Annotated in this window: 11 protein-coding genes, 1 tRNA gene and 2 pseudogenes; 7 read left to right on the top strand and 7 right to left on the bottom strand. The window is 46.5% G+C overall.

All coding sequences use genetic code 11. The features are described 5' to 3' along the window. Positions 1-11 precede the first annotated feature (11 nt). The 3 genes and pseudogenes from C2U53_RS13285 to C2U53_RS13275 all read left to right on the top strand — a co-directional run. Positions 12-2,468, top strand: a complete 2,457-nt coding sequence (locus tag C2U53_RS13285; protein ID WP_104445988.1) for a nuclease-related domain-containing DEAD/DEAH box helicase — start codon at positions 12-14, stop codon at positions 2,466-2,468. Positions 2,469-2,521: 53 nt separating this feature from the next. Beyond that, positions 2,522-2,614, top strand: a pseudogene (locus C2U53_RS30745) (5'-nucleotidase); the annotation flags it as partial. Between the two features lie 217 nt (positions 2,615-2,831). Beyond that, positions 2,832-2,960, top strand: a pseudogene (locus tag C2U53_RS13275) (IS1 family transposase); the annotation flags it as partial. Here C2U53_RS13275 and C2U53_RS13270 read toward each other — a convergent pair. From C2U53_RS13270 to C2U53_RS13245, 6 genes are all read right to left on the bottom strand, one after another. Beyond that, the gene (locus C2U53_RS13270; protein WP_104445987.1) at positions 2,960-3,277 is read right to left on the bottom strand and encodes a hypothetical protein; all 318 of its coding nucleotides are present in this window, start codon (positions 3,275-3,277) and stop codon (positions 2,960-2,962) included. The pseudogene C2U53_RS13275 and the gene C2U53_RS13270 overlap by 1 nt on opposite strands. Then, positions 3,270-3,902 carry a nucleotidyltransferase domain-containing protein gene (locus C2U53_RS13265; protein WP_104445986.1) on the bottom strand — a complete coding sequence of 211 codons (633 nt, stop codon included), beginning with the start codon at positions 3,900-3,902 and terminating at the stop codon, positions 3,270-3,272. The genes C2U53_RS13270 and C2U53_RS13265 overlap by 8 nt, the downstream gene beginning before the upstream one ends. 2 nt (positions 3,903-3,904) lie before the next feature. After that, on the bottom strand, positions 3,905-4,714 hold the full coding sequence (locus C2U53_RS13260; RefSeq protein WP_104445985.1) for a pentapeptide repeat-containing protein: 810 nt from the start codon (positions 4,712-4,714) through the stop codon (positions 3,905-3,907). Between the two features lie 220 nt (positions 4,715-4,934). Then, complete coding sequence (locus tag C2U53_RS13255; RefSeq protein WP_104445984.1) at positions 4,935-5,810, bottom strand: phosphorothioated DNA-binding restriction endonuclease; 876 nt, start codon at positions 5,808-5,810, stop codon at positions 4,935-4,937. A gap of 201 nt (positions 5,811-6,011) precedes the next feature. After that, on the bottom strand, positions 6,012-7,280 hold the full coding sequence (locus C2U53_RS13250; protein ID WP_104445983.1) for an integrase arm-type DNA-binding domain-containing protein: 1,269 nt from the start codon (positions 7,278-7,280) through the stop codon (positions 6,012-6,014). A 200-nt stretch (positions 7,281-7,480) separates the two neighbouring features. Further along, positions 7,481-7,565 (bottom strand) — tRNA-Leu (locus C2U53_RS13245). Positions 7,566-7,766: 201 nt separating this feature from the next. On the opposite strand from C2U53_RS13245, the gene C2U53_RS13240 reads away from it, so the two are divergent. Further along, a complete protein-coding gene (locus C2U53_RS13240) occupies positions 7,767-8,786 on the top strand; it encodes an NAD(P)-dependent alcohol dehydrogenase (protein ID WP_042999265.1) in 1,020 nt (339 codons plus the stop codon). Between the two features lie 24 nt (positions 8,787-8,810). Here the strand turns inward: C2U53_RS13240 and idnK are convergent, their stop codons facing one another. After that, positions 8,811-9,353 carry a gluconokinase gene (gene idnK, locus C2U53_RS13235; protein ID WP_042999264.1) on the bottom strand — a complete coding sequence of 181 codons (543 nt, stop codon included), beginning with the start codon at positions 9,351-9,353 and terminating at the stop codon, positions 8,811-8,813. Positions 9,354-9,570: 217 nt separating this feature from the next. On the opposite strand from idnK, the gene idnD reads away from it, so the two are divergent. The 3 genes from idnD to idnT all read left to right on the top strand — a co-directional run bounded on the left by idnD (position 9,571) and on the right by idnT (position 12,773). Further along, positions 9,571-10,614 carry an L-idonate 5-dehydrogenase gene (gene idnD, locus C2U53_RS13230; protein ID WP_042999263.1) on the top strand — a complete coding sequence of 348 codons (1,044 nt, stop codon included), beginning with the start codon at positions 9,571-9,573 and terminating at the stop codon, positions 10,612-10,614. A gap of 11 nt (positions 10,615-10,625) precedes the next feature. Beyond that, positions 10,626-11,390, top strand: a complete 765-nt coding sequence (idnO, locus tag C2U53_RS13225) for a gluconate 5-dehydrogenase (protein ID WP_042999262.1) — start codon at positions 10,626-10,628, stop codon at positions 11,388-11,390. A gap of 63 nt (positions 11,391-11,453) precedes the next feature. Next, positions 11,454-12,773 (top strand): gnt-II system L-idonate transporter, encoded by a 1,320-nt coding sequence (gene idnT, locus C2U53_RS13220; protein ID WP_104445982.1) that lies wholly within the window; start codon positions 11,454-11,456, stop codon positions 12,771-12,773. The last annotated feature ends 50 nt before the right edge of the window (positions 12,774-12,823 follow it).

Raw genomic sequence — 12,823 nt, 5'->3', positions numbered from 1 at the left:
GAAATAGTAGTATGGCCAAAATGATTCCGGCATTCGGACCCATTGATAATGATAGTTATGGAGAAAAAACGGTCTATACCCTGTTAAAAGAAGGGTTGTCCGATGATTTCACCGTGATTCATAGTCTCCCGTGGTTGAGTTCGGCGGCTCGGCATTTGGGTATGAAATTACCTCCAAGTGGAGAAATAGATTTTCTTGTTCTCCATCGTATCTATGGTGTTTTGGTTTTAGAGGTAAAAAGTGGGATATATCGTGTAGATGGCCCTATTTTTGTACATATCAAAACAAATACTAAAGTAGATGTGGTTAAGCAAACACGTAACAATGTCCATGGATTAGCCCGTTGGTTAGGGGGAGCAACAACGTTACGGTTGCGCATTGGTTATGGTTTTATTTTTCCTGATAGCTATTTCGATGATAAAGTTATAAATGCAGCAATGGTCGATGCGTCTGTCAGACCATTTAGAAGAATATTCATTGATAAAAGCCAACTCCCGGAAATTGCAAAGTATACTATTGATATAATGCAATACTGGAAACATGCATTAGAAAATAATCCTTTGGGGAGTGAGAAACTTCAATTAATAATAAAATTTCTATGCCCAGATTTTGATGGCACTCCTGACTGGGGGACCCGGATTATTTATGATAACCAACTCTGGTTAAGACTCACACATGAACAAATCAAGGTCATTGAACTTTTGTCAGAATATCAACGATTTGTTGTATCTGGATGGCCTGGAACAGGAAAGACCCTGATTGGGATTGAATTCACCAGGCGGTTGGTTAAAGAACAAAAAAAAGTTTTATTTATTACTTTCAATAACCGCCTGTCTGAATATATTCGGCAACAAACTCCTGATTCATTATGCGACGTTTTTACCTGGCACAAACTCTGTCATCAGGCTCGTAGTAGATTAGCTCTGCCTCCCGAGACGCCAACAGGCTGGTTTGAATCAGGATGCTGCGAGGATTTGCGTAGTGCATTAAATAAAAATAAGCTAAAAGATTATGATGCTTTAATTATTGACGAAGCACAGGCGTTACATTCTTCATGGTTGGAAACTTTATTTTGTTGGTTTGAAAATAAAAAGATTATTGCATTTTGTGATGAAACACAAACGTTCTCTTTTGAAAAAGGGGCGAATCACGCTGATCTTCAAAAGATTATTAACTCCCAATTTTCCTTCAACTTAACTATTGTGTTAAGATGCCCCAAAGCCGTTACTGATTATTTAATGGCTATCAGGCCCTCTTCATATCAAATTACTTCCCCCAGGAATAACGAACCAGATACGTTAAAGGAATTAGTTGTAAGCGATCCATATGCCACACTGCTTGATGAAATCTTACGACTGAAAAAAAGTTCTGTGCCATCTGATGAAATTACAGTCCTTGTTCCTACTGATTTAGTGAAAAAGTTTCTTCAGGACGACATGAAAACTTTTGATATAAATATTGAAACTGTATCTCGTTTTCGTGGTATGGAGTCACCTGTTGTTATTACTCTGGATTCCTCAAATATGGAGGATGCTCAATTGTTTTGTGCTTACTCAAGAGCCACGACTGTTTTTATTGCAATTTATGACTCGGAGAAATTAGCATGGAGACAAAATCATAATTTTTTACAACAGTTGATTAATAAAAAAGAAACCCAGAGAGCAATTACCGAAGCCAAACATAACTCCTCATCCAAAGTTCTTATGGCTAATTTTTTCAGAAAAGGGGACCTGAAACTTAACAGTGTAAAATTAGCATGGTCAGAAGATCTTTATTCATGGCTTATTGAGTTTGATGCAGACAATTCACCAGCGGAAACATGGGTTGATTACTTATACTCTCATTATACTTGGCCGATAATATATTGGTCCGTAAACTCACGAAGAGTTGTTTATTACATTACAAATCAACAATTCGAATTAAACACATTAGGTGTAGGGACAAGCTTATCAATAAAAAATTGTGCCATATGTGAAAAGATGATACCTTTTGATTCTGAGAATAATTGTTTGCTTTGCAATAAGAAAACTAAAGAATCGTCACCAACCAGACATGAAATTAATGAAATTCGCGAGTTTGATTTAACAATCTCTCAGGGCAATTTTAATTCAGCTGTTCAAAAAGAAAAGAGACGACTATTACCCATACCGTTAGCGGCGGCTAGTGCCCGAAGAGTGGCATTTGAAAAGTCATATAGAAATAAAGTACTAAGCGAATCATTACCTGGCGGAAAACTTCTCTACAGAAGTGCATTAGCTTTTATACAGGCTTGGGTTGCGTTATTACCACCAGATAAAACACTAGTATTGGATGAGATAACAGACGCGCTACGTAAACGCTATATTAATCTTGAGCAATTAGGTCGCGCTGAATTACGGAATGCTATAGCCTGTGCACTGTCAACTTGCTACAATAAAAAGCATCTTATTAAAGTTGAAAAAGGGAAATATTCACCTATTGACGACTAATAACTCTTATATAACTTTATTTAAAGTTGGGATGGACATGTCTTCTATGAGACTTTTTTCTCGGCGGTGTAGACAATACAAAAGTTCTAAAGGCGCTTAAGCCACACATTTTCTTTAAAGATCAGTATGTGCATTTGATGGTGGCTATAAGCTCCTTATGACAGTAACTCTAAACGTGCAGAATGTGAAACATCGTATATTGTCGTAGTCATCAAGGCTAAATTGTATTAGCTCAAAATTGACTTAGCAGTTTTCACCGGCAGCACACAAGCAAACCTGACGGTCAGCTTCGAGCGTTCGGCGGACATGGTAATGCTCCCAACTTACTGATGTAGTGTATGATGGTGGTATTTAGGTACTCCTGTGGCTTCCATTTCCGTCTGTTGTCCCTCCTGCTCCGCTGCTGAAGGCGTGGTGCGTAACGGCAAAAGTACTGCTGGGCATCAGCGTTATATCTGCACTCACTGCCGTAAAACATGGCAACTCAGTTTTCAACGAATTGTCTTGTAAACGACTCTGTTTTTCAATTCAATTTCCAATTTCGATAACTGGTCACTCACTCTTTTAGAAAGAACCTTATAGTCTTCAGTAACCTGCTCCTGACTCTTGTTTGCAAGGAAAAATAAGGTACCTGACATCTCTTTCAACAAGAGAATAGCGCGATCAGTATTACTGAGATTATTGTTATTAGACCACCGTTCTATGGCTTTCTCGGTTAGACTTAATAACGGCTCACGGAATAATCCTGAACCATTGACTACTTTCAATGCTTCTCTTTGAGCTTTGATTCTATTACTAAACTCACTCATATTTGCCACCAATTACTTTTATTATTTCTCGCATCCAAGACTCAATTAGGCTTAATTGAGTCTTGACTTTTTTAATGTCATCAGCATTCAGGATTTCACCAGTACCTCTGGTACAAAGCACTCTGGCCCTTTCTAATAATTCATAGGTCAAATCACAAATTGGTATGCTATGAATGCCCAAATTACGTGCGGAATTTCGCGAAAAATCAGGCCTTACATTGTAATCTAAAGAAAAACATGTCGCAAAATTTCGTATCGACAAAAACACTGAAGATAGATCAAAGATCTCTGTAAGGTCAGATGTTTCAATCGAATTTTTAGCGCTAATAAATATCTCTAGAAACTTTTCACAATCAGCCAAGCCTGAATTATAGTTACTCGGTTTACCTAAACTCCGCAAATAATCAATGTTATCGGGTGAATAAATAATCTTGGATTCCAAAAAAAGATGCCAAGCGAATGGATTACCTTCTTTCCAGAGTTCATTTATCCGTTCATACGAGTAAATCGAGTAATCTCTCGGATTAAATCTTTCATCCCGACCACTGACAATAGCTAACATGTCGATGTCTGAAAATGAATCAACCTCTCCGCGACATATCGAACCAAAAGCATAGATATGCATAATTATCGCCTATTAAACCGTTTAATTATTATGGACATAAAGAAACCAAACATAATTAGTCTTACTAGAACGACTATTGTCAAAAACGATGTTGAATACTCAGGGAGTTGTAATGTCCCTAAAAATAGCTGTGGGGACATTGCTAACGCGTCAAAATATGAGCTAAGTAGTTTGGGATCACCATAGTTAAGAACGTGATGCAAAGCTATGATGCACAGAATAACAATAACAGCCCTGCATAATTTAAAAACAGACTCTCCGTTTCCCCAAATAAGATCTAACGCCTTAAACTCAAACCATTCGCCAAAGATTTTAAAGCGGTCAAGTCCTTTATATTTCTTTCGGTAATAAGATTCTTTGGATTTCCATGCTTTATGAAGGTGCTCTCCTGTAGCCTGTAGTTCGATTGCTATGGCTTTATTTGCTGATTTTGAATCACCTATTTGCTGATAATTCAAACGTAAAGATCGCGCAAACTTGAGCTTAAGGTTGTCCAGTCCAGGACACCCATTTTCGAGAATGTCATTATCAATGTGGGTCTTATCAAAAGTGGCATAGTCAAATTTGCAGCCACTAAAGCTTGACCCTATTAAGTTGCAATTTAAAAATCTGCAACCAGTAAAGTCACAATCCTGAAAACTACAGTTTCTGATGTAAGCAGCATCAAAAATACAGTAGCTGAAGTTAACATTTTTAAATTGAATATTTAATGCAACTAATCTTTCAAATAATTTATTAACAAACTTATCCTTGGCTACTACAGAGTCAAATCTTTTGTCTGACAGCTTTTCTCTTCCGCTATCTTTTATCATTTTTTTCTCTATAAGCTAATAGACTAATTTTCTTGAATTATAATGCTTTTTTGGGCTGATTTGAAGCCATGCTGACCTACTATAGCAACGACCGTTTCTGGCACAGAACTGCCTGACAGATTAGGTTTGATCTCTGTGCAATAGATGTGTAAGGTCAAATCTAAGCTAATACAGCTGAATAGTTTGTATACTACATGCAAAATAACTGCCCTACCCCAGATCAATACACTCCTCTGAATACCTCTTCCCTATGCCACTCCACAAACTGCTCGCCCGGATAATTTTCTTTAACCGGTGGCAACGCAATCGCCTTTCCCGCAAAATCCCAAAACAGCCGCTGTACCACCCCACCACCATTTACCGCGCCTGAAACCATCACACGCATGTTTTCATCCAAACCAATCGAACCACGATCAAACGCTTTATGGTGGATTGCGCACAATGCCAGGCCATTAGGTACTTCACAAGGGCCATGGTGCTGCTTCCATCTGATATGGGCAGCTTCCAGAGCAATCGGCGCATTATCGTGGCGCATGTTAAAGCCGCAGATCGCGCACTGATAATTGTAAGCACGTAGCACCATCTGGCGGAACTTCGGATCGCGTTGACGGAGAGAGGTGCGAATATCAAAACCCATCTCGTCAGCGATATCTTCCTGAATACTAGCCGGGAAATGCGCCTCCAGGAGCTGCTGCGCCAGCGTATCAATTAACCTGTGATTTTTTGCCACCAACGCAAAATTATCGGCATCAAATCCACCCGCGACATTATATTCGATGAGTTCACGTCGGGGCGGCTGGCGGCTACCATTGGTTGAGCACAGTTCCGCGTTTTGTAGTTCCCAGAAGCCATCGCCCTTCAGACGCCAGAACGGCATGTCCGGGCGCTGGTCACGGCGCTGCGGTCCATAACGTTCCAGGAGATCCAACAGGGGTTCGTAGATTTCAGAACCATAGTTAAACAGGCGATCGTGACCCTGCCGATAGTGTGAGAGGACGTGCAGCAGCAATAATGGCTTATGTGGCGCACGCTGTTCGCCTTTGCGCCAGATAGTAATATTTGATATCGCTTGCTTTAGGGTTTTGTCAGAGGTCATTACATTGAAGAATTCATGAGCACATATTTGCGATGATGCTCGCAACTATATGTACATTCAAGGCATTATTGCAGACATCTTTTTTGTCTAGCGGATGGAATTTTGATAACAACGGTAAAAAAATACAGTGACCAACCAGTCCTAATTGAGCTGGTTGGTCGCTTTAATTTAAACATCAACTGAGAAATAAAGGCATTCAACTCACTCTCCATTCCCCCGGTTGATCTTCGCATAGTCAAACGGCGTAATTCCCTTCTCCCGATTCGCATCCAAAAAATCCGCCCACCACTGCAACATCAGCTTGCGCTCATCCAGATGTTCCGCTTTATGGATATACGCTGCCCGCACCGAGTTACGTTCCATATGGCTCATCTGCCTTTCCACCGCATCTTTCGACCATAGTCCTGACTCAATTAACGAACTACAGGCCATCGTACGAAAACCGTGACCACAAACTTCAACTTTAGTGTCATAACCCATAACCCGCAGAGCACTGTTGACCGTGTTCTCACTCATGGGCTTGCGCGGATCGTGATCGCCAATGAAAATCAACTCGTGTTCCCCGCAAAACTGTTTTATCTGCTTCAGGATTGCCAGCGCCTGCTTTGAAAGCGGCACCAGATGAGGTGTACGCATCTTTGATCCTCGCTGAGAATGTTTCACGCCGGGAATAGGCTCTCGCTCAGGCGGGATGGTCCACATTGACGTTTCAAAATCGATCTCTGACCAGCGAGCAAAACGCAGCTCACTGGACCGAATAAAGATAAGCAGGGTAAGTTCCGTTGCCCAACGGGTTAGCGGCCTGCCAGTGTAACCATCTATTTTCTGGAGTAACTCAGGGATACGCTTTAACTCCAGCGCCGGACGATGCTGTCGATTACTGGAAGCAACCGCCCCCGCCATCTCTTGCGCCGGGTTGTAATCAATTAACCCGCTTTGCACTGCATAACGCATGATGGCCGTGGTACGCTGTTGAAGACGAGAGGCCACCTCAAGACGTCCAGACATCTCTACGGCTTTAATGGGAATTAACAGATCGCGAGTACCCAATTCAGCGATGTTGCGAGTACCAATTGCCGGGAAGATATTGTCCTCCAGGCTCTTTTTTACGCGATTAGCATGATCTTCCGACCATTTTTGGTTGGTCACGAGCCACTCTCTGGCAACCTTCTCGAAAGTAATAATCTCTTTCGCCTGCTCTTCTTTCACAGCACGTTTATGCTCACGAGGATCGATACCAGCAGCTACCAGCTTTCTGGCCTCTTCCCTTTTCTTCCTGGCATCCGCCAGCGAAACATCCGGGTAAACGCCGAACGCCATCAAATGTTGTTTACCACCAAAACGGAAACGAAATCGCCAATACTTTGAACCACCAGGTTTTACCAGTAAGGACATGCCGTCACCGTCAACAAGTGAATACTCTTTATCCTCAGGTTTCGTAGAACGAACTTTAGTATCCGTTAGGGCCATAATGGTCCTCCTTCCATTGGTATCTCGTGAGTATACAAGCAATATCGAATCGGCAAATATACTCATTAGTATACTCACAAGCTTGTTGATGTGGGTTGACTCAGGTTGACTTCAGTTGAGGAGAAATGCTGAAAAATCCTTGTGTAGCGCGGATTTCAGGCATAAAAAAAGACCTCAGTTGAGGTCCATTTACATGCTTTTGGTGCCGAAGGCCGGACTCGAACCGGCACGTATTTCTACGGTTGATTTTGAATCAACTGCGTCTACCGATTTCGCCACTTCGGCACTGAAGAGGTATGCGGAAAACGTTGTGGATTATACCTGTAGCACGCAACCATGCAAGCGCTAGCGTGTGTCTTCTCCGTTAAGTGTCGAAAAAATCAGCATACATCCATCCCGCGCTCTTCTTAATCCCCCCTTCTGCAAAGCGACGCCGTTTCCCATGCTCTACACTTTTTTATTCAACACCACACTGAGGGAAACACGATGTCGATGATTAAAAGCTATGCCGCAAAAGAGGCGGGCAGCGAACTCGAACTCTTTGAATACGATGCAGGCGAACTCAAGCCGGAAGATGTCGAGGTGCAGGTCGATTACTGCGGTATCTGCCATTCCGATTTGTCGATGATCGACAACGAGTGGGGATTCTCTCAGTATCCACTGGTTGCCGGACATGAGGTGATTGGTCGCGTGGCCGCCCTCGGTAGCGCGGCGCAGGCGAAAGGCCTGAAGATCGGCCAGCGCGTGGGGATTGGCTGGACGGCGCGCAGCTGTGGTCACTGCGATGCTTGTATCAGCGGTAATCAGATCAACTGCCTGGAAGGAGCGGTGCCCACCATTCTTAATCGTGGCGGCTTTGCCGAGAAGCTGCGCGCAGACTGGCAGTGGGTGATCCCGCTTCCAGAAAGCATCGATAGTGAATCCGCCGGTCCGCTGCTGTGCGGCGGTATCACGGTGTTTAAACCGCTGCTGATGCACCACGTCACTGCCACGAGCCGCGTTGGGGTGATCGGTATTGGCGGACTGGGACATATCGCTATCAAGCTGTTGCATGCAATGGGATGTGAAGTCACCGCGTTCAGCTCTAACCCGGCGAAAGAGAAAGAAGTGCTGGCGATGGGTGCCGATAAAGTGGTGAACAGCCGCGATCCGCAGGCATTAACGGCGCTGGCAGGCCAGTTCGATCTCATTATCAACACCGTCAATGTCGATCTCGACTGGCAACCCTACTTCGAAGCGCTGGCTTACGGCGGCAACTTCCATACCGTCGGCGCGGTACTGAAGCCGCTGCCGGTCCCTGCCTTCACGCTGATTGCCGGCGATCGCAGCGTCTCCGGTTCGGCGACTGGTACACCGTATGAACTGCGTAAGCTGATGAAGTTTGCCGGACGCAGCAAGGTCTCGCCAACCACCGAACTGTTCCCGATGTCGAAAATCAACGAGGCAATCCAGCACGTTCGCGACGGTAAAGCCCGCTACCGTGTGGTGCTGAAAGCCGATTTCTGACAGTCTGACTCAGCGCTTCTCAACTCAGAGTGAGGTGCTGAGTCGCTCTCGTGCCTGGCGAAACGCCAGAACCGCCTGTTGGCACTGCGCCGTCACATTCTCAATGTCATGATTAATGTCGATACGCGCAATATCGGCTTCCTCCGCCAATGGACACTCCAGCGCCTCAAACTGACTTTTCAGCAAACCGACCGGCATAAAATGCCCTGCCCGACGCTGCATCCGTTCCAGGATAATATCGTAGTCGCCATCCAGCCAGAGAAAATGCACGTTAGGACTGCCCTTACGTAAAAAATCGCGATACTGCTTTTTTAATGATGAGCACACAATAAACCCGGTCTCATTCTTTTTATACAGACTATAAGATGCATCATTTAAGCGTTCTAACCACGGCAGTCTGTCTTCGTCGGTTAATGGTATTCCCTGGGACATTTTATCAATGTTTTTGGCAGGATGGAGATCGTCACCATCAATAAACTTCGCCGATAATAATGCCGCCACCTTACTACCAATTAACGATTTACCACTTCCTGAAACGCCCATCAAAATATAGCTTTCCCCGGCCATGTAAAACCCTCTGCGTCATATTTCATGGCGCGATATTACGCCTGCACAATCGGCAATTTCACGCTTTTTTGTTTCCATAGATGAGAATTATAAAGCGCATCACGTTATGCGTAACATTGTAGTGTAACAATTTTCCAGTGTGATCTAACTCACAAATAAGGACAATTAAAACCGCTTAAATGCACCGGAGATGAAGACCTGACCCAGTGAGGCATTTATGGAAGTGAAAACTCAATCCTGCGTTGTCGCGGGTAAGCGCTCTGTTGCCGTAACACAACAGAATATCGAATGGAATAATAAAGGCACGCTCGTAAAAATAACCCGCGGAGGAATTTGCGGCTCCGACTTACATTATTATCAGGAAGGTAAAGTCGGTAATTTTACCGTCAAAGCACCGATGATTTTAGGCCATGAAGTTATTGGTAAAGTGGTCCATAGCGATTCAGAAACATTACGCGAAGGGCAGTCGATTGCCATTAATCCGTCTAAACCATGCGGTCATTGTAAATACTGTCTTCAACATGAAGAAAACCAGTGCACTGAAATGCGCTTTTTTGGCAGTGCGATGTATTTTCCGCACGTCGACGGCGGCTTTACCCAGTTTAAAACGGTCGATACCGCCCAGTGTATTCCTTACCCGGAACAGGCGGACGAAAAGGTCATGGCCTTTGCTGAACCGCTGGCCGTTGCCATCCATGCTGCGCATGAGGCTGGCGATCTCCAGGGTAAGAAAGTGTTTATCTCCGGCGTCGGCCCCATCGGTTGCCTGATCGTCAGCGCGGTGAAAACGCTGGGTGCAGCGGAAGTGGTCTGTGCCGATGTCAGCCCCCGTTCGCTATCGCTGGCTCAACAAATGGGCGCGGATACGCTGGTTAATCCCCAGCATGACGCGCTCGACCAGTGGAAAACGGAGAAGGGCTATTTCGATATCAGTTTCGAGGTCTCCGGTCATCCCTCCTCCATTACCACCTGTCTGGAAGTCACCCGCGCAAAAGGGGTGATGGTGCAGGTTGGTATGGGTGGTGCCGTTCCGGACTTCCCGATGATGATGCTGATCGGCAAAGAGATCGCCCTGAAAGGCTCGTTCCGCTTTACCACCGAATTTAATACCGCAGTCTCCTGGCTGGCACATAACGTTATCGATCCGCTGCCGCTACTGAGTGCGGAATATCCGTTTACCGACCTGGAACAGGCGCTGATTTTCGCCAGCGACAAAACCCAGGCGGCAAAAGTTCAGCTCGTCTTTGAGAATGAAAAATAAGGAATAACATCATGAACGATCTTTTTTCACTGGCAGGTAAAAATATTCTGATCACCGGCTCCGCCCAGGGGATCGGTTATTTGCTGGCAACGGGTCTTGGTCAGTATGGTGCGCAGATTATCGTCAACGATATTACGTCAGAGCGGGCAGAAGCCGCGGTTGCTAAACTGCAGCAGGAAGGGATCCGTGCCGTTGCCGCTCCTTTTAACGTGACGCATAAACAGGATATTGACGCCGCAATTGATCATATCGAAAAAGATATTGGCCCGATTGATGTGCTGGTCAATAACGCCGGGATCCAGCGCCGCCACCCATTTACCGAATTCCCTGAGCAGGAATGGAACGACGTGATCGCCGTTAACCAGACCGCCGTGTTCCTCGTCTCCCAGGCGGTAACCCGCCGAATGGTGGAGCGCCAGGCCGGGAAAGTGATCAACATCTGCTCAATGCAAAGTGAACTGGGTCGCGACACCATCACCCCGTACGCCGCCTCGAAAGGTGCGGTGAAGATGCTGACTCGCGGTATGTGCGTTGAACTGGCGCGCCATAACATCCAGGTTAACGGCATCGCACCGGGGTACTTCAAAACGGAAATGACTAAAGCGCTTGTGGAAGATGAAGCCTTCACCTCATGGTTATGCAAACGTACCCCTGCCGCCCGCTGGGGCGATCCGCAGGAGCTGATTGGCGCGGCGGTATTCCTCTCCTCCAAAGCCTCGGACTTCGTCAACGGACACCTGCTGTTCGTCGACGGCGGCATGCTGGTCGCAGTGTAACCACTGAACAACCCTACGCAGCGCGCCAGCGCTGCCTTTTTGGCACACATAAGAGATAAGATTATGCCATTAATCATAATTGCGGCAGGCGTCGCGCTGCTTCTGGTCCTGATGATTGGCCTTAAAGTCAATGGCTTCATCGCCCTGGTCCTGGTCGCAGCCGTCGTGGGATTCGCCGAAGGGATGGACGCACAGGCCGTTTTACATTCCATTCAAAACGGGATCGGCGGCACGCTCGGCGGGCTGGCGATGATCCTCGGTTTTGGCGCAATGTTGGGAAAATTGATTTCTGATACGGGGGCCGCGCAGCGCATCGCGACCACCCTGATCGGGACGTTTGGTAAAAAGCGCGTACAGTGGGCGCTGGTCGTCACCGGACTGGTCGTTGGGCTGGCGATGTTCTTCGAAGTCGGCTTTGTACTGCTGCTGCCGTTGGTATTTACGGTGGTGGCCTCATCCGGTTTGCCGCTGCTGTATGTCGGCGTGCCGATGGTCGCTGCCCTTTCGGTCACCCACTGCTTCCTGCCGCCGCATCCGGGACCGACAGCCATTGCGACGATTTTTGAAGCCAGCCTCGGCACTACGTTGCTGTACGGGTTTATTATCACCATTCCTACGGTGATTGTCGCAGGCCCACTGTTTTCAAAACTGCTGACCCGCTTTGAAAAAGCGCCGCCGGAAGGGTTGTTTAACCCGCACCTGTTCACCGAAGAGGAGATGCCGTCCTTCTGGAACAGTATCTTTGCGGCGGTGATCCCCGTCATACTGATGGCCGTTGCCGCCGTGTGCGAAATTACACTGCCCAAAACCAACTCGGTACGGGTATTCTTTGAGTTTATCGGGAACCCTGCCGTCGCGCTGTTTATCGCCATCGTGCTGGCGATTTTCACTCTAGGCCGACGCAATGGCAGGACGATTGAACAGATCATGGATATCGTCGGTGACTCTATCGGTGCCATCGCCATGATTGTGTTTATCATCGCCGGTGGCGGCGCGTTTAAACAGGTTCTGGTGGACAGCGGCGTGGGTCAGTATATCTCGCACCTGATGACCGGCACCTCGTTGTCGCCACTGCTGATGTGCTGGACAGTGGCCGCGTTACTGCGTATTGCACTGGGATCGGCGACCGTCGCCGCGATCACGACCGCTGGCGTGGTATTGCCGATCATTAACGTCACCCATGCCGATCCGGCGTTGATGGTGTTGGCGACCGGGGCCGGTAGCGTAATCGCTTCGCACGTAAACGATCCGGGATTCTGGCTGTTCAAGGGCTACTTTAACCTCAGCGTCGGTGAAACGCTGCGGACGTGGACCGTGATGGAAACGCTGATTTCAATCATGGGACTGCTGGGCGTGCTGGCACTGAATGCGGTTCTGCATTAAGGCGTGATTAACCACCGGGGGGCGATGTCGCCGCCGCTCCCCGGTACCGG

The organism is Citrobacter sp. CFNIH10 (genome assembly GCF_002934585.1).
Taxonomy (GTDB): Bacteria; Pseudomonadota; Gammaproteobacteria; order Enterobacterales; family Enterobacteriaceae; genus Citrobacter_A; species Citrobacter_A amalonaticus.
The sequence above is the reverse complement of the archived record's forward strand: the minus strand, read 5'-3'. Positions and strand labels throughout refer to the sequence as shown.